At 52.8% G+C, this 23,002-nt stretch carries 27 protein-coding genes and 9 tRNA genes; 21 read left to right on the top strand and 15 right to left on the bottom strand.

What is annotated here, in order from left to right; all coding sequences use genetic code 11:
* Positions 1-2 precede the first annotated feature (2 nt).
* The 5 genes from QY311_01835 to QY311_01855 all read left to right on the top strand — a co-directional run bounded on the left by QY311_01835 (position 3) and on the right by QY311_01855 (position 3,175).
* Entirely contained in the window at positions 3-305 is a 303-nt protein-coding gene (locus tag QY311_01835; GenBank protein WKZ26874.1) for a class I tRNA ligase family protein, read from the top strand.
* Positions 306-612: 307 nt separating this feature from the next.
* Positions 613-912, top strand: a complete 300-nt coding sequence (locus QY311_01840; protein WKZ27430.1) for a class I tRNA ligase family protein — start codon at positions 613-615, stop codon at positions 910-912.
* Entirely contained in the window at positions 875-2,020 is a 1,146-nt protein-coding gene (locus tag QY311_01845) for a class I tRNA ligase family protein (GenBank protein ID WKZ26875.1), read from the top strand. Before QY311_01840 ends, QY311_01845 begins: the two co-directional genes overlap by 38 nt.
* A gap of 36 nt (positions 2,021-2,056) precedes the next feature.
* Positions 2,057-2,785, top strand: coding sequence for a PrsW family glutamic-type intramembrane protease (locus tag QY311_01850; GenBank protein WKZ26876.1), 729 nt, complete (start codon positions 2,057-2,059; stop codon positions 2,783-2,785).
* Positions 2,786-2,791: 6 nt separating this feature from the next.
* On the top strand, positions 2,792-3,175 hold the full coding sequence (locus QY311_01855) for an Hsp20/alpha crystallin family protein (GenBank protein WKZ26877.1): 384 nt from the start codon (positions 2,792-2,794) through the stop codon (positions 3,173-3,175).
* Here the strand turns inward: QY311_01855 and QY311_01860 are convergent.
* The 11 genes from QY311_01860 to QY311_01910 form a co-directional block, all read right to left on the bottom strand.
* Positions 3,176-3,257, bottom strand: a tRNA-Leu gene (locus tag QY311_01860).
* Between the two features lie 81 nt (positions 3,258-3,338).
* Positions 3,339-3,710, bottom strand: a complete 372-nt coding sequence (locus QY311_01865) for a pilin (protein ID WKZ26878.1) — start codon at positions 3,708-3,710, stop codon at positions 3,339-3,341.
* Positions 3,711-3,742: 32 nt separating this feature from the next.
* On the bottom strand, positions 3,743-4,195 hold the full coding sequence (locus QY311_01870; protein WKZ26879.1) for a hypothetical protein: 453 nt from the start codon (positions 4,193-4,195) through the stop codon (positions 3,743-3,745).
* A 10-nt stretch (positions 4,196-4,205) separates the two neighbouring features.
* Positions 4,206-4,547, bottom strand: a complete 342-nt coding sequence (locus QY311_01875) for a hypothetical protein (GenBank protein ID WKZ26880.1) — start codon at positions 4,545-4,547, stop codon at positions 4,206-4,208.
* On the bottom strand, positions 4,544-4,990 hold the full coding sequence (locus QY311_01880) for a TrbC/VirB2 family protein (GenBank protein WKZ26881.1): 447 nt from the start codon (positions 4,988-4,990) through the stop codon (positions 4,544-4,546). The genes QY311_01875 and QY311_01880 overlap by 4 nt, the downstream gene beginning before the upstream one ends.
* A 29-nt stretch (positions 4,991-5,019) precedes the next feature.
* Positions 5,020-5,970: a hypothetical protein gene (locus tag QY311_01885; protein ID WKZ26882.1), complete on the bottom strand. Its 951-nt coding sequence runs from the start codon at positions 5,968-5,970 to the stop codon at positions 5,020-5,022.
* A complete protein-coding gene (locus tag QY311_01890) occupies positions 5,967-7,328 on the bottom strand; it encodes an extracellular solute-binding protein (protein ID WKZ26883.1) in 1,362 nt (453 codons plus the stop codon). Before QY311_01890 ends, QY311_01885 begins: the two co-directional genes overlap by 4 nt.
* Complete coding sequence (locus QY311_01895; GenBank protein ID WKZ26884.1) at positions 7,325-7,876, bottom strand: methyltransferase domain-containing protein; 552 nt, start codon at positions 7,874-7,876, stop codon at positions 7,325-7,327. Before QY311_01895 ends, QY311_01890 begins: the two co-directional genes overlap by 4 nt.
* 41 nt (positions 7,877-7,917) lie before the next feature.
* Positions 7,918-10,371, bottom strand: coding sequence for a DNA gyrase subunit A (gene gyrA, locus QY311_01900; protein ID WKZ26885.1), 2,454 nt, complete (start codon positions 10,369-10,371; stop codon positions 7,918-7,920).
* Positions 10,372-10,394: 23 nt separating this feature from the next.
* Positions 10,395-10,757 carry a hypothetical protein gene (locus QY311_01905; GenBank protein WKZ26886.1) on the bottom strand — a complete coding sequence of 121 codons (363 nt, stop codon included), beginning with the start codon at positions 10,755-10,757 and terminating at the stop codon, positions 10,395-10,397.
* Between the two features lie 11 nt (positions 10,758-10,768).
* Positions 10,769-11,407, bottom strand: a complete 639-nt coding sequence (locus tag QY311_01910) for an MBL fold metallo-hydrolase (protein WKZ26887.1) — start codon at positions 11,405-11,407, stop codon at positions 10,769-10,771.
* 98 nt (positions 11,408-11,505) lie between these two features.
* On the opposite strand from QY311_01910, the gene QY311_01915 reads away from it, so the two are divergent.
* From QY311_01915 to QY311_01925, 3 genes are all read left to right on the top strand, one after another.
* Positions 11,506-12,564: a S1 RNA-binding domain-containing protein gene (locus tag QY311_01915; GenBank protein WKZ26888.1), complete on the top strand. Its 1,059-nt coding sequence runs from the start codon at positions 11,506-11,508 to the stop codon at positions 12,562-12,564.
* Positions 12,565-12,630: 66 nt separating this feature from the next.
* On the top strand, positions 12,631-14,445 hold the full coding sequence (gene ftsH, locus QY311_01920; GenBank protein ID WKZ26889.1) for an ATP-dependent zinc metalloprotease FtsH: 1,815 nt from the start codon (positions 12,631-12,633) through the stop codon (positions 14,443-14,445).
* Positions 14,446-14,518 (top strand) — tRNA-Ile (locus QY311_01925).
* A 98-nt stretch (positions 14,519-14,616) separates the two neighbouring features.
* Here QY311_01925 and QY311_01930 read toward each other — a convergent pair.
* Entirely contained in the window at positions 14,617-14,982 is a 366-nt protein-coding gene (locus QY311_01930) for a hypothetical protein (protein WKZ26890.1), read from the bottom strand.
* Between the two features lie 268 nt (positions 14,983-15,250).
* Complete coding sequence (locus QY311_01935; GenBank protein ID WKZ26891.1) at positions 15,251-16,501, bottom strand: hypothetical protein; 1,251 nt, start codon at positions 16,499-16,501, stop codon at positions 15,251-15,253.
* A 105-nt stretch (positions 16,502-16,606) separates the two neighbouring features.
* Here QY311_01935 and QY311_01940 point away from each other — a divergent pair.
* The 5 genes from QY311_01940 to QY311_01960 all read left to right on the top strand — a co-directional run bounded on the left by QY311_01940 (position 16,607) and on the right by QY311_01960 (position 18,345).
* A tRNA-Val gene (locus QY311_01940) sits at positions 16,607-16,680 on the top strand.
* A 172-nt stretch (positions 16,681-16,852) separates the two neighbouring features.
* Positions 16,853-17,545, top strand: coding sequence for an RluA family pseudouridine synthase (locus tag QY311_01945; GenBank protein WKZ26892.1), 693 nt, complete (start codon positions 16,853-16,855; stop codon positions 17,543-17,545).
* A 12-nt stretch (positions 17,546-17,557) separates the two neighbouring features.
* Positions 17,558-17,977, top strand: coding sequence for a 50S ribosomal protein L19 (rplS, locus tag QY311_01950; protein ID WKZ26893.1), 420 nt, complete (start codon positions 17,558-17,560; stop codon positions 17,975-17,977).
* 197 nt (positions 17,978-18,174) lie between these two features.
* Positions 18,175-18,258: transfer RNA gene (locus QY311_01955), tRNA-Leu, on the top strand.
* 13 nt (positions 18,259-18,271) lie between these two features.
* Positions 18,272-18,345: transfer RNA gene (locus QY311_01960), tRNA-Val, on the top strand.
* Here the strand turns inward: QY311_01960 and QY311_01965 are convergent.
* A complete protein-coding gene (locus tag QY311_01965; GenBank protein ID WKZ26894.1) occupies positions 18,346-18,987 on the bottom strand; it encodes a uracil-DNA glycosylase family protein in 642 nt (213 codons plus the stop codon).
* A gap of 36 nt (positions 18,988-19,023) precedes the next feature.
* On the opposite strand from QY311_01965, the gene QY311_01970 reads away from it, so the two are divergent.
* Together QY311_01970 and QY311_01975 are read left to right on the top strand one after the other, a co-directional pair.
* Positions 19,024-19,503 (top strand): hypothetical protein, encoded by a 480-nt coding sequence (locus tag QY311_01970; protein ID WKZ26895.1) that lies wholly within the window; start codon positions 19,024-19,026, stop codon positions 19,501-19,503.
* Positions 19,504-19,610: 107 nt separating this feature from the next.
* Entirely contained in the window at positions 19,611-20,243 is a 633-nt protein-coding gene (locus tag QY311_01975) for an HD domain-containing protein (protein ID WKZ26896.1), read from the top strand.
* Positions 20,244-20,296: 53 nt separating this feature from the next.
* Here QY311_01975 and QY311_01980 read toward each other — a convergent pair.
* Positions 20,297-20,371: transfer RNA gene (locus QY311_01980), tRNA-Phe, on the bottom strand.
* 308 nt (positions 20,372-20,679) lie between these two features.
* Here QY311_01980 and QY311_01985 point away from each other — a divergent pair.
* From QY311_01985 to QY311_02010, 6 genes are all read left to right on the top strand, one after another.
* A complete protein-coding gene (locus QY311_01985) occupies positions 20,680-21,210 on the top strand; it encodes a hypothetical protein (GenBank protein WKZ26897.1) in 531 nt (176 codons plus the stop codon).
* Positions 21,211-21,256: 46 nt separating this feature from the next.
* A tRNA-Gly gene (locus QY311_01990) sits at positions 21,257-21,327 on the top strand.
* Positions 21,328-21,518: 191 nt separating this feature from the next.
* On the top strand, positions 21,519-22,079 hold the full coding sequence (locus QY311_01995; protein WKZ26898.1) for a hypothetical protein: 561 nt from the start codon (positions 21,519-21,521) through the stop codon (positions 22,077-22,079).
* A gap of 95 nt (positions 22,080-22,174) precedes the next feature.
* Positions 22,175-22,246, top strand: a tRNA-Arg gene (locus QY311_02000).
* 173 nt (positions 22,247-22,419) lie between these two features.
* A tRNA-Lys gene (locus QY311_02005) sits at positions 22,420-22,492 on the top strand.
* Positions 22,493-22,608: 116 nt separating this feature from the next.
* Entirely contained in the window at positions 22,609-22,974 is a 366-nt protein-coding gene (locus tag QY311_02010; GenBank protein WKZ26899.1) for a hypothetical protein, read from the top strand.
* Positions 22,975-23,002: the final 28 nt, after the last annotated feature.

Below are 23,002 nucleotides of genomic sequence, written 5' to 3' on the forward strand. Positions count from 1 at the left end.
GCGTGCTCCACATTGGACACGCATATGAGGACGCACTCCAGGACGCCATTATTCGCTACCAGCGCATGCGCGGCAAGCGCGCGCTGTGGGTGCCTGGCACCGATTCTGCGGCCATGGCAACGCAGCCAAAAGTAGAGAAGATCATCCAAAAGGAGGAGGGAAAGAACCGCCATGAGATCGGCCGCGAAGAGCTTCGTGCGTCGCGTTGCCGCATTTGCAAAGGCAAGCGAAAACACCATTCTCTCGCAGGTAAGAAAAATGGGGGCATCACTCGACTGGTCCCGCTATGCCTACACCATGGATGATGCGCGCAATACGGCGGTAGCAACCGCCTTTCAGCGCATGTATGAAGCAGGCCTCATCTACCGCGGGAATCGTATTGTGAACTGGATCCCAAGGGCCAAACGGTTATCTCAGACGATGAAGTAGTGCACGAAGAACGTGACGCGAAGCTCTACACGTTCACCTACTCAAAAGACGTTCCCCATTCCTATCGCCACCACGCGACTTGAAACAAAAGTGGGAGACACCTGCGGTTGCCGTGCACCCTGACGATCGCGCTACCAACAATACATCGGCAAAGAATACGATGCTGTCTTTTATGACGTCCCCATTCACATAAAGGTGGTCGCGGATAAGGGCGTGGACATGACTTTTGGCACTGGCGCGCTTGGCGTCACCCCAGCGCACAGCATGGCCGACTGGGACATCGCCGATAAAAATGACCTCCCGCGCCCACAGGTTATTAATGAATACGCAAAGATGAGCGTTGAGGGTGCGCTCAAAGACAAGAAAACAACGGAGGCGCGCGAGCTTATCGCAACGTGGCTTGCGGAGCAGGGCCTTTTGCAAAAAGTAGAAGACATAAAACAAAATGTATCGATTGCCCGAGCGCACGGGCGGCATTATTGAGCCACTTCCCAAATTGCAGTGGTTTATTGATGTCGACAAGCCATTCACCATCCCCCATTCACAGATCACCGGCATCTCCAGCGGCTCAGAAACAACTCTGAAAGAGATTATGCGCGTTGCCGTCACCAGTGGCGACGTACACATGCCTCAAGAGAACTTCCGCAAGGCATACATGCACTGGATTGATAATCTGCACGACTGGTGCATTAGCAGACAGATTTGGTTTGGGCACCGTATTCCTATTTGGTATCGCGGCGAAGAAATCTTTTGCGGCGTGAGCGCACCCAGTGGCGACGGATGGGAACAAGATCCCGATGTGCTCGACACGTGGTTCTCCTCGGCGTTGTGGACGTTCTCTACGCTTGGGTGGCCGAACGCGTCGCAAGACCTGAAGACTTTCCATCCCACCTCTCTCATGTCTCCTGCGTATGAGATCCTCTTCTTATGGGTTTCTCGCATGATCCTCATGAGCGGATTTCACCTCGGTCAAGCTCCTTTTCAATCCGTGCTCATCCATGGCCTTGTGCGCGATTCAAAGGGAAGAAAGTTTAGTAAGTCCCTTGATAATGGCGTCGACCCGCTCGATATTATCGGGAAATATGGCGCAGATGCACTGCGCATGGGCCTGTTGGTAGGAACGGCTATTGGTAATGATTTGAAATTTGATGAAAGTAAAGTAAAAGGCTATCGCAACTTTGCAAACAAACTCTGGAACATCGCCCGCTTTGTACTCATGAATGCGCCAGACCAAACAATAGCTGAAGCACCCAGTCTTACCAGTGAGGACGCGCAGGCGCTTGCCGAACTCGCCACCCTTACGAAAGACATCACCAAAGATATGGAAGAGCTGCGCCTCTATCTCGCAGCTGAAAAGACGTATCACTACATCTGGCACACCTTTGCGGACATTCTTGTAGAGCGCGCGAAGCCACACCTCACCGGAACCGACCCGACAGCAAAAGCATCCGCGCAGTGGCTCATGCAAGAAGTGCTCGCAACGTCTCTCATACTACTCCACCCATTCATGCCGTTTGTGACAGAGGCAATTTGGCATGAAGTATTCCCAAACAAAGGGCTTCTCATGATTGAGCCGTGGCCTTTGTCCTAGAGCCTTCGCCGCTTTTGCTGTATACTAACGTACAGCATGCATCCTGCACTTGAAGCTTTTCTGCTCGTTAGCCTCGGGCTCCTCCCGAGCCTTCTCTGGCTCGCGTTCTTTTTGAGAAACGACTGTCATCCAGAACCAAAAGATCTTATTGCTCGCGCCTTTCTCATGGGGATCATTATTTCTCCCCTCGCATTGGCAGTTCAGTGGGTCTTGTTTTCTTTTGGGCAGTCGCTGTACGGCGTTGGCTTAAGCCTCACCGACCCACGGTTTCTCTTCTTGAGCGCCTTTGCCGAAGAAGCGATAAAACTCGGAGCAGTCTGGTTCGCCATTCTTCAACTCCCTGAATTTGATGAGCCCGTTGATGGCATGATTTATCTCATCACCGCGGCAATGGGCTTTGCGGCGATGGAAAACATTCTGGTAATGTTCCGCGCAGCAGAGAGTGGCGCTGGACTCGCGTTAGGCACGCACCTTTGGTTTCTGCGCTTTGCTGGCGCCACGCTTCTTCATGGTCTGGCATCAGCGTTGGCGGGATACTTCCTTGCGCTTGCATGGTTCTTCTCTCGGCATCGCACGTGGCTCATCCTTACCGGCCTTGCCGCAGCGACCGGTTTTCATTTCGTCTTTAATGTGCTCATTGCACAGCAAACGGGCGGCACACTCTTCCCTCTCACCGGCCTGTTGATATTCCTCGCATTCCTTGTTGCCATACTCTTTGTTAAAATACGAGAGCGTAGACAGCGAACTCACGTGCAACTTGCATAACACAGCATGAACGACTACCACGCAGAACTTGCCATCTCTAAAACACGAGCGCCAGCAGAGCCTGAGGGCCAGCTCACCATCGACGTCTTCCAGAATGAAGACAATATTGTCATACAATCAACGATTGCCGGTGTCGCTCCCGAGAATCTCGACATTTCCATTACCGATGACATGGTTACTATTCGTGGTACGCGCACACCAGAGCAGCGTGTACGCCCCACGGACTACTACTACCAAGAGCTCTTCTGGGGCCCCTTTTCACGCTCTATTATTCTCCCCGTAGACATCGATCCCGATAGCGCGAAAGCCTCAATGAAGAATGGCATCCTCACCATTACATTACCGAAACTTGAGAAAGTAAAAACCCGCAAGATACGGGTGATTGAATAGTGCTCCCGGCAGGACTTGAACCTGCACCTCGTGAGAGACATGGTCCTAAGCCATGCGCGTCTGCCAATTCCGCCACGGGAGCGTTTCCCTAGCATACCCCAGAACCCCCAAAACACACAACGCCCCATAAGGGCGTTGTGTGTTTGCGTGATCACGCAGAGAACTAACGGAGCGAGCCTCGAGAGATGAGGCTTGCCAACGTGTTCAAGATAAGACCAATTGCCAAGATAACCGCTGCGCCCTTGATACCGTTCCAGATCTGCTCTTTTGCAGCACCGGCACCCTTGTCATCAGCGGACATGATCCATTTAATGCCACCGATACCGATGTAGATAACGGCCAAAATCAAACCAATCGTGAGAATGAAGTTCGCGATCTGCTTCAAGAGGTCCTCAAGTTTGGTAAGGTCCAGAGTCGTTGTTGACTGAACTGGAGGGGTGGGGATGTTGATCTCTGCAGCGAGTACCAAGGCAGGAGAGAAGACAGCAAGTGCCAAGAGTGCTCCAGCTAGAATTTTTATATTACGTTTATTCATACGCCACCCCCTTTCTAAGAAATCGTACGGACCTATCGCACGCACGAGCCACTACTTGAGCAATAATAACCCGCGGGGCACTGCGAACTACTAGTACAAGGGCCGACAAACCCGCCCGAATTGAAGCTCTGTGACTGGATGATCTCGTCAATCGTTTTTACCACAATGCCAAAGCCGAGAATAATCGCGATACCAATAAGCGCAGCTTTTATTGTACTTTTTGCCCCTTCAACGGCCTTAGTATCGGTCGCCGAAGTAATCCAGAGAATTGCTCCATAAGCAATGTAGCCAATACCGATCACAAGGCCTATGCCGAGTAGGAAGTTCACTACTTGCACAATAAGCTCTCGGATTTTATCAAGGGTAAGCGGAGTTCCTGTCACCGTAATCCCCTGTGGAGCCACGGCAGCAACGAAACTTGGAAGAATAATGAACGACAGAGCGAGTGTGACAATAAGTCCAGTAGTAAATTTCCGTAGTGTCATAGTGTGTATATTATAAACCAACGCATGAAGGAAGTGAAGGCGTAGGCGCGCCGATAAACGCCGCGACGGTTAAAATAATCGTCCCCGCCCCCAAGATAACCGCCAGAGCAGTAAAGGCCCATATGAGTCCAGCTTTTGCCGAGCTAAACGGCCCAGGAGAACCCTGGCTCATAATCATCTTAATGCCGTACCATGCGATTCCTCCAATGACAAGAATGATGCTGACGCGGAGAAAAAAGCACATGAGCCCCGTGGCGATGATAATCACTCGCTCGTAGCCAAGATCCATTCCCGGAGTTTCTTGTATCCCCTCGGTAAGCGCTCCCGCCGCCATGTAGATAGGGTTGCTCATTCTAAGATAACGCACGTACCATCACGGCACACCGCCCCTCCTGTGCACGGTGGATTACAGGCTGGGATTGGCGTTGGAGACGTGCCACTACCCCCAATATTCAACACACTCTCCACTAAATCTACGAACCCCCTGCCAATAAAGATGATAGCGAGACCGATCACTACTGACCAAATAATGTTATTCGCCTCTCCGATGGCTTTTGGATTTGATCCCGCGGTAAGGTATTTAATCCCCGCCCAGATGATCATAATAACCGCGATAGGAATAGCGATGGCGGTGATAAAGCGCAGTGCGGCGTTGATGAGATCAATAACGTTACCTGATGCAAGCGGATTTCTAAGACACAGAGAGCCCTCTGGACATGGGTCCGCGGCAAACGCAGAGCTAGAGCTAAACAGGAGAACGCCAACAAGAAGAGTCATAAGCAGTACTCGCATCATATTAGTTATTATATCACGCCTCATTTAAGCTAATTTAATTGCCAGTGAATATGATTCGTTTGCGAAACCGCGCAGTCTGCGACAACCGCACCGCCCGCCGCTTCACAAATAACGTATCCCCCACGCAATGCGAGAAAATCACGGGCCGCTCGCCATTTTGCTGAGTCGCCGCTCGGGATAGTAATGTCAACCGCAGTGCCGCGATAATGCTGACTATTGGCGCTATGGCTTCCAGTCGTAAGCGACGATACGACAAATTGGTGCCCATTCTGAGAAAGGGCTATAAGACCGTCAAGGATGCGTTGGTCAACGGTAACCGTACCCGACGCGCCACCTGGAGTGCATCCAGCAGCGCATCGGTTACTACACACCGACGGAAGTTGTCCCGCTGCCAGCGAATCTATATTCCCCCGCGCATGATTTGGAGCACCACAATCGGCACTTGTAGAGAATGTAACGCCACCCTGCGTAAGAAGACGTTGAGCTGCGGCCTGCACCGACGAAGATGGCGGCACCGAAACGGTATTCGTCGGAGCTGGAGGAAGATTTATATTCTCATCGGGCGTACAGGTAATCGGTTCATACCATTTTACATTCGCGCCGAAATAGTTACTCGCCACAAATTTTAAGAATGTATTCACCACCATCCATGCAAGCATAATCACCACAAGCCCAATAATTGCATTTGAAAAAAGCGTATTGCTCTGTGAGACGCTCTTTGTGTTTGTTGCTCCCGCAACCCGGATAAAACCGGCAATGATAAAAAGAATAGTGGCTACCAGGGGCGCCGCAACAAACATCACGAATCGAAGAGCAGAATCTGCTGCCTCAACGAGATGGCACGTCTGACACATCGCATTCACCCCTGTGTCAGTCGACTTCCCACAAGGGACCACAGCAGCCTCTACGGGAAGAGCAAAGACTCCACTGAACATGACTGCGAGTACCGCCCCCGACATGATGCGAGTGAGTGTGCTCATGGTTTACGGCGAAGTTCCTGCATGAGGACTGATACACGAGCCTCTGCGTTGCGCAGCGCCTCACGCACTGAAGATCTACCGAAATTGACACTATCAATCATCTCCGCAAAGATCGTTTCGATTGCCGAAAAATCCGCCTGGAACCAACTTTGCGCAGTGAGCGCTTGATCTGCAAATACGCCAAGATCGGGATCGGTTTTTTGGCGTGTAATGATGCTCCGCAACGCCGCGGGACGGCGCGCCTCTGATAGATACAACGTTGCCCCCTCCTCTGACGCCAAGAAGTCGACGAACTCCCACGCCTGATCCACATACGGCGACGCCGCAGACACAACAGGAGTCCAGTAGTTTGCGTATGTGCGCACATCGTTGCGCGCCAACTGCTGTGCGTGTTGTGGCATCGGCGCAACTGCGATATTCAAACGCGGCGCACGAGCACGAATCGCGTCAATTTGGTGAGCATAGTTAAACATCATCGCCGCATTTCCTTCCACAAAAGCATCGATCGAGTAGTGTTGCGAATCGTTCCACGTGTACGAAACTTTCCCCGGATTAGTAAAGTCAGTGTAGTATTGCAGTGCAACCTCCCCTACGGCCTGATTATTCACCGAGCGACCAAACGTTGCTTCTGTGCGGTCAGCGTCCGTCATTTGAACGCCGCTCTGCAGCATCAGTGCCGCAAGAATATCGGTTGAACGATTAATATTGCGCGCAGAGCCGATCGCCGCCCCCGCGCGAACGATATTCTGCCGATCGTCTCGTGTTGTCAGCTTCTCAACCGCCTGATTAAATTCCTCCCACGTACGCGGAGGGTTTTCTATGCCCGCAGCGTTGAAAAGGTCGCGGTTCCAGTAGAGCGCAAGAGAATCAACGTACAGTGGCAGTGAATAGATTTTGCCATCAGCGATAAGGTCCCTCTGGGCGACGTCGACAAAAGATTCTTGAAATTCACGCTGTGTCATAAGCGGCCCGTCGGCGCCAGACACACGTTCTGGCATGGGGGCCAGTTTCGCCTTATGCTTCGGGAGCCAAGTGTGGTGAATCATCCACACGTCCGGACCGCGACCAGACGCGAGCGCTTCAATTACGTCACGCTCATATGTTGCATAAGAAAACAGTTTGTAGGTAACGCGTATGTTTGGGTGAAGCGACTGGAACTTGTCGAGCGCGGGGCGCATGATGCGCGGATCGTCGAATACTCCCCAGAACGTAATTTCAGCTCGCGCTTCTTGCTCATTACCCCCTCCTCCAAAACCACGGAGTACAAGAATGGCGGTGAGAAAAACGAGTAGCCCAACAGAAATGCCAAGAACATATACGAGACGATTTGGGCTAGTAAGCGTTTGAAAAATACTCATGACGTCTTTTTAAAAATGAGAATGTAGTGAAATGCCCCTGCGTCCGCATTCCGCTCAAAAACAAAACCCTCTTTTTGCACGATAGTGCGCATATCGTCCACGCTCGTGCGCATATCGTCCACGGGCCCCATGCCACCGGCCCCCTTTGCCCATTCTATAACCACTAGGCGCCCGTCTAACTTGAGTACCCGATGCGCTTCTTGAAGAATGTTTTCTTTTTTTTGAGATTGGAAGAGGACGTTTGCGATTGTCACCATATCGAGGGCACCGTCTGGAATGCCGGTGCTCTTAGGAACCTCAAGATCCGCTCGAACAGTCCGAATATTTTCAAGCCCAGCCGCTTGCGCACGAGTTCGCACGCTTTCGAGCGGTGGATTTTGCACATCGATCGCAACAACCTCGCCGCGTGATCCCACGCGTTGGCCAAGCTGAATCGTATAAAAACCTGTGCCGCATCCAAAGTCGGCAACGCGCATCCCCTCACGAACGCCGACGTCCTTCAGAGATGCTGATGTATCTAAAAACGGCCGCTGTGCATGTTCTGACATCACCTACAGTGTATCATGCTTTTGCAACCGCGGTATCAACACTATGCGAGAACAACCGAAACAACACGATCGCCCGCTTCAAGTTTCATCACACGAACTCCCTGCGTTGCGCGGCCTAAGAGCGAAACAGCGTCGATGGTTGTGCGGATGACCTGCCCCTTGCTCGAAACGGCGATGAGCTCCTTGAATTCTTCAGACGCAATGTGCGCCGATACTAGGCTTCCCGTTTTTTCAGTGATCTTTGCCGTCATAATGCCCTTGCCGCCACGCTTTTGCACTTTATATGCCTTGAGTTCCGTACGCTTTCCATAACCCCGCTCCATTACCGCCAAGAGTTGCAGGCCCTTTTCTGATCCTGCAGGAACACAATCTGCGCCCACCAGCCGCTCGCCCGCTTCGATACGAACACCGATCACGCCGCCGGCGGTACGGCCCATTGGACGAACTTCTTTTTCTTCAAACCGAATAGCATTCCCTCCAGAGGTTGTCATGATAATCTGGTCTTTTCCTGATGTGACGAGCACCCAGCGCAATGCATCGCCCGGCTTGAGGTTCATGGCGATCATGCCGTTCTTTCGCACATTTGCGAAAGCGTCGAGAGGAACTTTTTTCACCACGCCCTGTTCGGTCGTCATGAAGAGGAACCCACCCTGTCCTTTTTTGCTCTTTGGGACAGGAACCACCGCGGTGATCACATCGCTTGAAGAGACCTGTAGGAAGTTTGCGATTGCTCGTCCCTTCGATTGGCGCGAAGACTCAGGGACTTCGTATCCCTTCGTTTGGAATACCTTACCTGACTGCGTGAAGAACAAGATGTTGTCATGTGTATTCGCAAGGAAGAACTGGGTAACGACATCTTCTTCTTTTGTAGCAATGCCAACAAGTCCCTTACCGCCGCGCTTCTGGGCACGCAAATCTTCTGGGGCAAGACGCTTGATGTACCCGCCATGCGTCATCATGAAGAGGGCGCTCTCTTCGGGGACAAGCTCTTCGTCTCCAATCTCTCGGAGAGCCGACTTCACAACATTCGTGCGGCGATCGTCGCCGTACACATCTGCGATGTGCTGAAATTCTTCTTTAATAACTGCGAGAATCTTTTTCGGATGCTTGAGTAGGTCTTCAAGATATGCGATGAGCTTACGCTTCTCCGCGAGCTCGTCATCGATCTTTTTCCGCTCAAGGCCGGCGAGCGTCTGTAGGCGCATGTCCAAAATTGCGTCGGCCTGCCGCTCCGAAAAAGCAAACTTCTTCATCAAATTTACACGCGCATCTTCGCGTGCCTGAGACTTTTTAATAGTCTCGATGATCTTATCAATGTGGTCGAGCGCCTTACTCAATCCTTCAAGGATGTGCGCCCTGTCCTTTGCTTTTGCAAGATCGTATTCTGTGCGGCGCGTTACCACCACCTTGCGATGAGAAATAAACTGCTCCAACAGGGGCTTTAGCCCGAGCACATTGGGCTGAATGCCGTCCACAAGCGCCAACATGTTAAAGTGAAACGTTTTTTGGAGTTCCGTAAACTTGTAGAGCTGGTTGAGGATCTTCTTTGGAAATGCGTCCTGCTTTAATTCAATGACAACACGAATATCGCGACCTGATTCATCGCGCACATCCTTAATACCCTCAACCTTCTTTTCTTTCACGAGATCTGCGATCGCGACAACGAGATCGGACTTGTTCACCTGATACGGAATCTCGCTAATGATAATGTCAAAGCCACGCTTTGATTCCACAATCTCCGCTCGCCCACGCATCACTACTGGACCGCGGCCAGTTGCATATGCATTAATAATGTCCTTCTCGTTATAAATGGTGCCGCCCGTTGGAAAGTCTGGGCCCTTCACAAATTCCATGAGGTCTGTGACGTCGGCATCAGGGTTGTCGATAAGATGCACGAGCGCCTGACACACCTCACGTAGATTGTGTGGAGGAATGTTAGTCGCCATACCGACGGCAATGCCCATCGAGCCGTTCACGAGCAGATTAGGAATGCGCGCCGGAAGAACCGCTGGCTCCTTACGGGATCCATCGTAGTTGTCTCGAAATTCAACAGTGTCTTTTTCGATATCCGTAAGGAGTTCGTCACTGATGCGTGCGAGACGTGCCTCAGTGTAGCGCATAGCTGCGGCGTTATCGCCGTCAATTGAACCAAAGTTTCCCTGTCCTTGTACGAGCGGGTAGCGGAGTGAGAAGTCTTGCGCCATGCGCACCAAGGCATCATAGATCGCAGAGTCACCGTGCGGATGGTAGCGGCCCATCACCTCACCAACGGTGTTCGCAGACTTGCGGAGCTTTGCCCCCGCAACATTCCCCGACTCCCACATGCCCCACAGAATGCGGCGATGCACTGGCTTAAGACCGTCGCGCGCGTCAGGAAGTGCGCGCGAAATAATAACGCTCATCGCGTATTCCAAATATGAACGTTGTACTTCTTCGGTGATATCCCGGGGAAGTACGTTGCTCGTGCGCTCTATGTGGTCGTCAGAGGATGCCATAGCTGAAGTATTCAATCATAGGCTCATTGAGAGCGCAACGACCTGTCAGGCGTTGTAGGGAAAGTATACACGGGAGCGTTGGTTTCCACTTCTTCTTCTCGCTCGCCTGCAGTGGAAAAGCCAAAAAGTGAAGCGAGGTTGGCGCGCAACGATGCGAGCATATTCGCCAAGCCACCAGTAGCACCGTCGCCCACGAGCGCTGGAGATTCTTGTGCCACCGCGGGCGCGTCAGTGGCTACAGGCGGATGAAGAAGCGCGTACATGTCGCTCCGAAACCCCCGAAACCACAGTGCGCCAACAAGTGCGACAGTCAGCACGACCGCGAGAAAAAAGATCAGCTCGCGAACATGTTGTGGTTGGCCTTGAATGTCTTGAATGAATGACATACCAAAAGCTGCTACAGAGTAAACACGAATAGCTTCGTTTCATCTACCGGCAAATCTTTGGCGGTCACGCGCAACGTTTCTCCTTTATCTGGAGAAAGGCCCACCTCTTTAAGAAAGCGCTCTGGCCCATCTAGGTTTGGAATAGAGAGGCCATCAACCGCATAATGCATCGGGATGATAATTTTAGGCTCAATTGCGCTGACAATGGCGGCCGCCTCTTTCCCATCAATAGTATATGTACCTCCAACCGGAACAAAAAGTACATCTACGTCACCAATCGCCTCAATCTGTTCAGTGGAGAGCTCTGTCTGACCAAAATCTCCCAAATGACAGAGCGTTACGTCTTCAACGCGCACGCGATATATGGTGCTCATACCCCGCTCTGCGCCTTCTTTCTTGTCATGAAACGCGCGTATGCCCTGAATAGCAACGCCCTTGCGCTCATACTCGCCAGGATTGCGAATGATAAACGTCTCTCCATCCGCCCCGTCGGTTGCATTGTGGTCATAGTGCTCATGAGACACGAGAATAATGTCATCACGAATGCGCGGCGGCCGAAGACCAATCTCCTTAGAGAATGGATCAAAGAGGATGTTCACCCCTTTCGCTTCCACGCGAAAACAACTATGCCCAAACCACGTAATTGTCATACCCGTAGCCTATCATAGCCCCCCGCTCCCTTCAATATGGGACGGGGCTCAAAAGGGTTGCTTTTTTCAGTCTTTTTCGATACACTCGTGCGTACCTTATGTTTATGACGACACCTAATGTAAAAACGATGAAAGACCTCCTGACGCGGGACGAATTTCGCCTCCCAAAGCCAGGATCCATCCTTTCCGGCACAATTGTAAGCGTTTCTAAAGGAAGCGTTCTTGTTGATCTTGGGCCGGTGGGCATGGGCATCGTCTACCCTGGCGAATTTCTTGATAGCCCAGATCGCATGCGCGCATTGGCGCCCGGCCACACCGTTTCGGCCGTGCTCCTTGAGCTTGAAAATGAGGACGGGTACCGCGAGCTCTCGCTACGCTCCGCCCAAATGACAACCGCTTGGCAACGTATCCGCCAAGCAAAAGAAGAGGGCACTATTATCTCAGCCCCCGTTACAAACATTAATAAGGGCGGGCTTATTGTTGAGGTTGAAGGCGTCCAAGGTTTCCTTCCTCTCTCACAGCTCTCTGCGGAGCACTACCCAAAGGTAGAAGGCGGCGACACTGCAAAGATCGTCCAAGCACTCCAGAAGTTTAAGGGCGCTGAAATGAAGGTAAAGGTGCTCGACTTCATCGAAGAAGAGAAAAAGCTCATCGTTTCAGAGCGAGCCATTCGCGATGAAGCGGTTCGCGAAGAAATCGCGAAGCTTTCTGTTGGCGCGGAAGTAACGGGCACTATTTCAGAAGTGACCGACTTCGGTGCATTTTTAAAGATCTCGGACACCCTCGACGGACTCATCCATGCGTCGGAGATGTCGTGGGGCTACGTTGAAGACCCGCGCACCCTCCTTGAAGTTGGCGCTGAGGTAAAGGCGAAGATCATTGGCTTGGACGGTGGTCGTGTATCTCTCTCCATGAAGGCGCTCACACCGGATCCATGGCTTAACGTTGCGGATCGCTACAGTGTTGGCGCACAGGTCACCGGAACCGTCGTGAAGCTTCGCTCACACGGCGCATTTGTTGCACTTGATAAAGACATTGTCGGCATGGTCCCAATGGCAGAACTCGAAAAGACTCCCCTCATCGCGGGAGAAAAGCGAACGTTCACGATATCAGCCATCGAACCGGCGGAGCACAAGCTGCTCCTTGCAACGCAGTAAGAAAAAGACGCGTTGCTCGCTCCGCCGCTTCCGTGATACACTCGCGAAGCGGCGGTTTCGTTTCATATGATGAAGCTTATTCGTTCAATTGCCCTCACATTCCTCGTCTTTTTGGCGCTCTCCGGACTCGCCTCTTTTTTCCTTGGGGGGCCAGAGCCTGAGCGCATTTCGCTCACTGAGTTGGCTCAGAAAATAAATGCAAAGGAGGTAAAAGAGGTGGTCATCGAATACGACCGGCTCGCTATTACCCTTGCCGATGATTCGCGCGCCGTCTCACAAAAAGAGCTCAACACTCCCCTTACCGAAACCCTTGTTGCGCTCGGTGCAAAACCAGAGCTTCTAAGCGGTATCTCGGTGCGAGTCCAGGATCCTAGCGGCGTAGGAACATGGCTTGGTGCAATTCTCCCCAGCCTGATCCCCATTCTCATTACCGTTGGCATTTTGTGGTATTTCTTCCGCCAAGCACAGCGTGGCTCTCTACAAACCAATAGCTTTACTAAAACAAAAGCGAAGCTCGCCGTAGGATCCCAAAACGGCAAAGCGATCACCTTCAAAGATGTTGCGGGGCTCATTGAAGCAAAAGAAGAGGTCAGCGAAGTGGTTGAGTTCCTCAAGGAGCCAGAGCGATTCCATAAATTAGGTGCGCGCATTCCTCGAGGAGTGCTCCTTGTGGGCACGCCGGGAACTGGTAAAACACTCCTCGCAAAAGCCGTTGCGAACGAGGCGGGCGTCCCCTTCTATTATGTCTCTGGCTCTGACTTCGTAGAGCTCTTTGTGGGCGTGGGCGCAAATCGCGTGCGCGACACCTTTGAAATCGCGAAAAAGACCGCCCCTTCTATTATCTTCATCGATGAAGTTGATGCTGTCGGTCGCCAGCGCGGCGCGGGACTTGGCGGCGGACACGATGAGCGCGAACAGACGCTCAACCAGATTCTTGTAGAGATGGATGGCTTTGAGGGCAAAGACGCGGTTGTGGTGATGGCAGCGACAAACCGCCCTGACATTCTTGACCCGGCCCTTCTCCGCCCAGGTCGCTTTGACCGTCGCGTCATCTTGGATGAACCCTCGCTCAATGATCGTGAAGCGATTCTCAAAATCCATTCGGAAGACAAGCCGCTCGCACAAGATGTCGATCTCCGCCTTGTCGCTGAGCGCACGCCTGGATTCTCGGGCGCAGACCTCGCTAATCTCATTAATGAAGCGGCTATTCTCGCCGCGCGATCACGACGCACCGAAATCCTTCAAATTGACGTCCTGCAGGCAATTGAAAAGGTTATGCTTGGCCCCGAACGCCGCTCCCACGCACTTTCGGTGCGCGAAAAAGAGATCACCGCATACCACGAAGCAGGCCACGCTCTTGTTGCATACTCACTCCCCCACACAGATCCCGTGCATAAAGTGTCTATTGTTTCGCGTGGACGGGCAGGCGGCTACACATTGAAACTCCCCTCTGAGGATAAGCACATGAAAACACGAGCAGAATTTGAATCAGAGCTCGCAGTGCTCATGGGTGGATATACGGCAGAGCAAATAATTTTTGGCGACATCACCACGGGGGCCTCAAACGACCTTCGTGTTGCATCAAACATCGCGCGCCACATGGTAACGCAGTACGGCATGTCCACGAAGATTGGCCCCGTCTCTTACCCAGAGCCAAGTGGTGAGATATTCTTAGGGAGAGATTTGGCGACGGGGCGCGAATATTCAGAAACGATCGCTGCACAGATTGATGACGAGGTGCGAACACTCCTCCTGCACGCGCAAAAAACAGCAAAGGAAACAATTACCAAGCACCGTGAGCAGTTGGAAAAAATTGCAAAGACGTTGATAGAAAAAGAAACGATAGAACAGCAGGAGTTCTACGCCCTCATGAAGGGCTAACGGCCCGTAGCTCAGTTGGTAGAGCAGGCGTCTTATACACGCCGGGTCCCTGGTTCGAGTCCAGGCGGGCCGACTATATACTCAATACAATGCCCACTGCTGGGCGTTGTATAGAAAAGAAGACGCCCCTCGTGCAAAGCACGTGGGGCGTTTTTGTCGTCGCCCGGTCCACTAGGGGCCGGTCGGCGCAGAGGTCGGGGGCGTGGTGGGCGCTCCGCCACGGGGACGGCGCTGACCGTTCTTGCGCCGCTCCTCCGCGCGACGCTTGAACTCGGCTTCCATGGTACGACGCACCGCTTCGTCCATGGACCCACTGTTGAGACGGGCCTCGAAGGCCTCTCTGAAGCGCTCGTCGAACCTCGCACTGAGGTCGCGCTCGAAGGCCTCGAAGCGATCAGCCTCCGTCGCCGAAGGCGGCACAGGAGAACTTCCCGCGGCCGGAGTGGCCGGCGGGGTGGCAGCGGCCACCGCCTCCTTCGGCCAGAACACCGCGGCCAGCAACAGAAGCGCAGCACACAACAAAAGGAATGGGGCCATCAGACACCTCTCTTTCGCTCAATAGTATACAATATAAAATGCATAGTTGTCAATCTCGCTTTTCAGCTCCAAAAAAGCGAAAGGCCTAGTGATACCGGTATCACTAGGCCTTGGTGGCTTATCTTTTACAAGCGAGCAAGCTTGGATGTTTGAGCGCATCACGCTACGGCGTTTTAGAGATTATCCCCTCTCAAGCGCGCACGCTGTGGGGTACGAATCGGACGAAGTCGCTACTACCGAAGAACGACGTCGGCAGTTCTAGGGCGGTTCACGCGTTTACATCACGGAGCCACTCCTTATTTACACGCTCGCGAGCGGCGACAAGTCGCGCCTCCACGCTCGCGATATCCTCACGAGACGACGCGGACGATGCGTCGGCGAGTAGTTGCTTGAGTTCACTCGATGTTCCTGCATCTTTTCGTGCCTCAGCCTTCACAAAAAGATCGTAGATCTCTTCGTAGATCGGCTGGCGGTCTGCGTGTGGTAAGAGTGATGGCCCCGCTGGAGAGCTCCGCCACAACGACTCGGCAGCAAGAGATCCGGACGTCCTCAGAGCAACCTCATCGGCAGCGCGCTCCTCCAGTTTTTCAGCTTGAAGAATGGGGCCGGTCGCCATCGTGAGGGCAACCGTTTCACCGCCAGCCCCTTCTTCAGGTACCTGCGGCTCAAGAGCTGCGATCGCAGCGAGTTCCTCGGGAGAGAGGTCGCGGATCGTCGAGGGCTCTAGTTGTTCGCTCTTGGTGGGAGCCACCTCCTCTTTCGGAAGTTCCGGCTCGCCCGACGGCGGAACCGAAAAGATGGGAAGCTCTTCGGTTGTCGGCTTACGCACCTCGTCAGCGCGCAGACCTTCGTGAGTGAGCTTGCGCTCCCCTCCATCGGGCCCACGCGGACCTTGTGGAGGATCATCACCGCCCCTGCGGCCCGACCCCCGCATGAAGACAAGGGCGACGGCCATGCCGAGCATGATGGACAGAATTCCGACCACGAACCACATCGGGCGCGCGAGCTTTTCATCGCGATCCTCAGCAAGAGCTCGATTCTGTTCGAGTGCCTGCCGAGTGAGCGCGTTTGCGGTCAGCTCACGCTGTACCGCAGCGCGAGCTTCGGCTTCCAGTTGCGCAACGCGACGCTGTAGGGGCTCGACCTTCGCAGCAACCGCCGCGTCGATCTTCTCCTGCAGAAGCCTGTCGGCTTCCGCCTTGGCCGCCTCGGCACGCGCCTTGCGCACCGCAGCAGCCTTTTGAATCTGCTCGGGAGTGAGTCGCTTGCGCGGCTCCTGGCCCTTGAAAACTCGGGTCGGAACCCGTTCTGCGTTCAGGACACATAGGTCGTTTTCGGCGACCTGATAGTCCTTCGAGACTCCGGCGCAGTATCGCACCGAAGCAAGGACGTCCTGCAACCCAGCGGGCCCCAGGGCATCCAACGGCGACTGGGCGCGCGCCACGGGGGCGGCGACCAGTGCCAACATCATCGCGACCATCGCGATGAGTCCGATCCTTCTCAACCTCATCATTGTCATTGTCAAAGACCTCCTCTATCCCCTTAGGGAGACAGTCATATCTTTTAACATAAAAACAGACTGGCGTCAATGCCCTTCTCGTGCTATACTCTCTACATCTTTTTTGGGCGCTTAGCTCAGTTGGTTAGAGCGACTCGTTTACACCGAGTAGGCCGGGGGTTCGAATCCCTCAGCGCCCACAACTTATGATGAAGCCGCCGTTTGGCGGGTTTATCACAAGAGGTTATATATGCTGAGGATTCGAACGCCGGAGCGATGTCCCGCAAGCTTGTGGGACCGCGAGGCGGTGCCTAGCCTGAGTCGAGCGACGGCGAGACGAAAGGCGAAGGAGAATCCCTCAGCGCACACCCCATGACACCTCCGACTGTTCTTTTAGAAACGCCCGATCTCCTCTTTATAGACAAGCCGTCTGGGCTTACCGTCCATAAAAAGACGGCGGAAGATCCCCAACACACTCTTGCGGATTGGGTTGTCGAACGCTATCCCGATATTCGAAATGTTGGCGAAGACCCACTTCGCCCAGGTATCGTCCACCGCCTCGATAAAGAAACGTCCGGCGTGATGGTTGTCGCAAAAACAAACGCGGCATTCTTTTCATTAAAAAAACAGTTTCAAGACCACATTATTGAGAAAGAATATTGGGCCCTGGTACATGGGACTCCTCGCCCACCTCAGGGCACCATAGATGCTCCCATTGGAGCCCTTGGAAACAAGCGCACTACACGCATCCATGGCAAGCGAACCCTTGTGGCCCACGAAGCCATCACTGATTATAGAACCCTCAAAACCTTTGATCGGTTTTCACTCATCGCCGCCCACCCTCGCACGGGGCGCACGCACCAAATTCGAGTGCACTGCAAGCACATGGGGACGCCAATCGCAGGAGACCTGCTCTATACCACATCTGCCCCAATCCCCCAGGGCCTCTCTCGCCTTTTTCTCCACGCCCACTCCCTTTCCGTTGCCGCCCCAGACAGTTCTCGTGTAAGCGTTCAGGCCCCCCTCCCAGGGGATTTACAAAACGTTCTTGATGCGTTACACTAGGCCTCGCTTATTATGACGAACGCAACCAACCAATTCATCGCAAAGTACGCCCCCGCAAAGCGCTTTGAAGACATCCGCGTCGGCTGGACCGTCCGCGTCTCTCAAAAGATTATTGAAAAGGGCAAGTCAAAGAATAGCATCTTTGAAGGCATTGTTATTGCTCGCAAACACGGCACCGGGCCTGGCGCAACCATCACCGTCCGCAAGGTTTCCAATGGCATCGGCGTCGAGAAGGTTCTCCCGCTCGCTCTCCCAACCATTGAGAAAATCGAAGTTGTAAAGAAATCCCGCGTCCGTCGCGCAAAGCTCTACTATCTCCGCACCAAGTCTGCTCGCGAAATTCGTAAGAAGACTCGCGCCCTTTCGGCAGCCATCGCCCCAGAACCAGTAGTAGAGGCGCCGGAACCAGAAGAGACTCCTGCAGCAGAATAACCGGCCGGCGCCCACAAGGGCGCCGTTCTGTTCTCCTCTGGAAAAGGTTTGCAAAATGCGGTATCCTCTCTTCCTGTTAGGATGGTAGGTTATTTGTTTTTTAAATTATGCGCGGGTGGGCCGAATGTGAGCGGGTGAACATTCGGCGGGTTTCAAAAGAAACCCAGGTCGACACCCGCAACAGTTTTTTAAATTATGCGCGGGTGGCGAAATTGGCAGACGCACTACCTTGAGGTGGTAGCGCCCGCAAGGGCATGGAGGTTCAAGTCCTCTCCCGCGCACAGTATAGTTTTGGGGCGGTTAGCTCAGTTGGCTAGAGCGACTCATTGACGTTGAGTAGGTCATAGGTTCAAGTCCTATACCGCCCACTATCGCAGTATCTCTCTGATTCTCTGAATAGCGAGTGGCATATTACGCCTCCCTTGTCCCACTGGATAGTGGGTAGGGTATACGCAGTACGTAGCCCCACCGACGCTCAGGCGCTCGCACGTAGCGCCAGAATAGCCACTGACGCTAATATTCTTCTTTAATAACACCGAGGATACCTGATTGCCAAAGGTAATAATCTTTTTAGGATTAATCATCTCAATCTCTTGATACATTAGATCAAGGTAGTCTCTAAACACGCCGTTGTTCAGGGGCCTGGCGTCAAGCTGTGTGCACTTAGCGAGATTGGTTATAAAGATTGATTTTGATTCTATATCTTTGTACACAAGGTTTGTAAACCTTACATCCCATTGTTGTTTTAATTTAATTGCATCGTAGAGGCTTGTGTTAATTAGGTTAAGCTCATTAAAAATATCCCACACGTGCCTTGTCCCAACCCAGGGAGCTCTTAGCCCGCCCCAATCAGGGTGGCTTGAGATGTTCCTCCCCGTTGGGTTCATAAACACAAACATAGCCGCTGGGCTATCTATACATCCGGCGCCATAAATTGGACGGAGGAGAGGCGCTCCGTGCTTCTTCTGTAAAGAATCATACAACTTGTGGAGCTGAGTAACTTGTCGCATAATGCGCACTATACAGCATAGGGCTGCTACTAGACAATGAAGATAGCCTGGAAAAAACCAAGGGACAGCCACATTATCTACGAAGCGCTCTCTGCGCTTGCTGATGGCAGGCTTAAGCTTATCGATAGCCATAAAGCAACTTGCGAATCTACGTCCCGAGGAAAATCTTATGAGATCGAGTTCGACCCCGCAACCAGCTCCATTATGTCAAACGACAACATGGCGTACTATGCCAGAGAAGTGAGCTATCCGATGGCGGCAATGTTTCTAATAAAAGAGATCTATGCCTTTGATAAAAATATCCTTCACTATTTTAAAGATATAAGATGGAAAGACATAAATCAGAAGAATGGTAATAATTATATGAAATCTGTCGACGAGGTATTAAGGGGCCTAGAGAAACAGGGCGTTGCTACTGGATATATTAAAAAGATGGCACAGAAGATTTATGACGACATCTCAAGCGCAACCTGGTATATGCTTGGAGAAAGAAGGGCGCCGCCAAATGTATATTAGTTAAGAATCAGAGCCGCCCGCGGCTCAGTATTCGTGCTGCAAGCTTGGGTGCAACGCCCCCACCACATGCCTTCCTTTTTCTCAAGAGACCTGCTACGGTGTAGGCCATGAAAAAAGGCATCTCCGAAAAACATTCACGTACTCCCCTACAGCGAGTCGCGGGGTTCATCTACGAAACCAGCATCCACAGCAGAACGCCCCGATCGGGGCTTTGGTTTTTAGGAACTGGCTCCCAGTCAGTCGCCGAACACCTCTTTCACACTGCCATGATCGCATACGCGATGTGCTCCTTCTTTCCTAAGATCAACAAGGAGAAAGTGCTCCTTATGAGCTTAGTCCACGATATTGGCGAGGGTCGCACCTCTGATCTCAACTACGTCCACCAGCGCTACGGACGGCTCGCAGAAGCGCACGCGGTCAAAGATATTGCGAAAAGCGTCCCCTTCGGACAAGAAATTGAAGACCTCTATCACGAAGAGCAGGCGCGGATTACCCTCGAAGCTAAGGTGGTAAAAGATGCAGACCAGCTTGAATGGATGGCAACGTTGCGCGCAGAAGAAGTGAAGGGAAATAAAAAGGCGGGCACGTGGGCCCGTATTGCGCTCAAGCGCCTCAAAACGCCCGTTGGAAAGCAGCTTGGGAAACTCCTCCTCTCCACCAGCCCAGATGGCTGGTGGTTCGATGCTCATGACTCATGGTTTGTTGATCGCGATCCAAATGACCGCACGTGGAAGAAGTAGGGCTCTTGGGTATTTTAAACGGCAAAAAGCGACCTTGTAGGTCGCTTTTTAACTGGTGCCGCGGGAGGGAATTGAACCCCCGACGCCATCCTCTTCAGGGATGCGCTCTACCACTGAGCTACCGCGGCAATTGCACAGCAATCCTACCATGAATATGCCCATTTGCAACCCGCTTGCTCTAGTGCAATAAAAAACGATATCCACAAAAAGTGGCAGTAATCCACATTTTCTCTGTTCATAACGGAACCACGACATACTATAATCATACATACGGAACGGTGGTTTCATAATTCATCCACAAACCATGAGAAGTGACCGAAAAAAGGCGGAAGAAATGAGAAGAGCCGGCAAAAGCTACCGGCACATTTCACGCGCGCTTGGCGTATCGAGAAGCACCCTCAGTCGATGGTTTAAGGATGAAATCTGGTCAACAGTAGTGCGAGAAGCGCTTATTGAGAAATCGTCGTTTGCATCTCCTCGGGGAGCGGCGCTGGCCTCTGCAAAAAAGGAAGCGGCAAAGGCTCGCCGGGCATCATGGCGCGCGAATGCGGATACGCTCTTTCGCGCACACGCGCGCTCCCCTTTGTTTATGATTGGAGCGGGCATATATTGGGCCCATGGCGACAAGAGCCCCAATACTCGAGCCGCGCGCATTACAAGCACCGACCCTGGAGTGCTCCGTACATTTATCAGATTTATGAGCGAGTGCCTTCGAGTTCCAGAGCAATCTATTATCGCCATTCCCCTTGTGTACCCAGGGACCGCAGCGTTAGCTCAACGGCGCATGTGGGCCACACATACAGGGATTCCACTAGAACGCGTCCGAGAAGGCGTGCTCGTCCGCGGGAACATTGCCGCCCAGCGCCGTTCGCTTGGAGCGTGCACCGTCGTGATATATGGCGCCGAATGGAAAGAGAAGGTTTTGCGCATCTTAGAACGCCTCGTACAAGAGCCTGCGCCCCTCTAAAACACTTGATTCACACCTAAAAGCACGCTAGAATGCCATAACTCTCGCGGGTATCGTATAGTGGTAATACGCGACCTTGCCAAGGTCGAGCCGGGGGTTCGATTCCCCCTACCCGCTCACGCAGGGAACGTGAAGGAAATAGCGCAGAAAAACGGCTTTAAATGGCCGTTTTTCATTACTTTGGAGGGGTTGACTTTTCAGTATGGATATGCTATCATGTACGTACAATCAGAGTACGGATAGTGAATGATAACTCATGGCATCCAGCCATGTTTTATTTTGCTCTCCTCCTTCTGGTTGCACACACTATGAAAAGCTTGCTTCGTTCGATGATGGTAGCCTTCGTTCTGTTCTTTGGAATGACGGAGTACGCATCGGCTGGCATCCTTGATTGGGTCAGCGGCCTCGTAAAGCGGACTGAAACTATTGAAACCGCGCCTACCGCATTGGTGGTTGGTGTTGGCTCATTGAACATCCCTTCTCTTGCTGCCACTGACAGCGTGCGCATCACAGAAAACTCTGCGGCAACACTGAGTTCGCCGGAGACGACTAGCACGATCCGCGCCGCAAGCGCAACTCGTGAATACGTTGTGAGTGTTAGCGCATATTCCTCTACACCAGACCAGACCGACGATTCGCCGTTCATTACCGCCCGCGGAACGTTTGTACGCGACGGTATTATTGCGGCAAACTTCTTGCCATTCGGCACTCGCGTGAAGATCCCTGATCTCTTTGGAAACAAGATCTTCGTCGTTGAGGACCGCATGAACAAGCGCTATTGGCACAATGTGGACGTATGGATGCCAGAACGCTCTGACGCACTAAAATTCGGTCGCAAAACAACGGTGATTGAGGTTGTGTCACTCTAGCCTCCGCACATACAATAACAGCGCCCCTGGGCGCTGTTATTGTATTGAACAGAAGTCCGATCTTTGGTATAGTTGCCCCGTCTTGCACAGGGCACGTCCCCATAGCTTAACGGATAAAGCAGCAGCCTTCGAAGCTGTTGATGGGGGTTCGATTCCCTCTGGGGACACAGTGAAGCTGTGGCGCCAAGCAAGATGTGAAGACATCTTGCGCGAGGGAGAGAACGCCGGAGCCACGTTCAACTAGAAAGTTGAACTGGTGAGGCGGTGACCAGCCCGAGTCCTGACGGTCGGTCAGGACGAGAGGCGAGGTCGATTCCCTCTGGGGACACAGGTAAATATTCCGCCCGTAGCTCAGTTGGTAGAGCAGTTGCCTCTTAAGCAAACGGTCGTAGGTTCGAATCCTACCGGGCGGACACATAGACTCAAGAAGGGTGCAGGATTTTGTAAAACAAGGGACACTCTTTTTATTTGACAGTCGCCGCTATATATATTACTATATGTCTCGTTGGAAATCTTAAGGAGGTGGCCTGTGTCCGCAATCACGGGACGTGATGCCTTTCCGAGAAAAACCATCGCGGAAAAAGACGGATGGAAACTGACCGTCGGGTACGAGGGGTGCCTGACTGAATTCGTTTACGAGTTTGGGCAGGTCGGCGACCCCGTGGGGTGGGCTACGCTTGAAGGACCCGGCGTGCACATCACTATTGGTAGGCCGGGCTGGTGGAGTATCCTTAGGGGAGCCCGCCTTGGCGAGTGCGCTCGATTCGGGCTCAATCTCAAAAATGCCGTCGCCGTCCCAGAGATTGGGGCCGCTCTGCGTAATCGCTACAACAAAGAGCCAAACTACAGGTTCCTCCACGTGCTCGCGCAGGAGGCTTTCGCCCCCTACCGATAACCGAGCACGGCGGCCATCTCCCCGAGAG

This window comes from Candidatus Paceibacterota bacterium, from assembly GCA_030583765.1.
Classification (GTDB): Bacteria; Patescibacteriota; Minisyncoccia; order 2-02-FULL-40-12; family GWA2-44-9.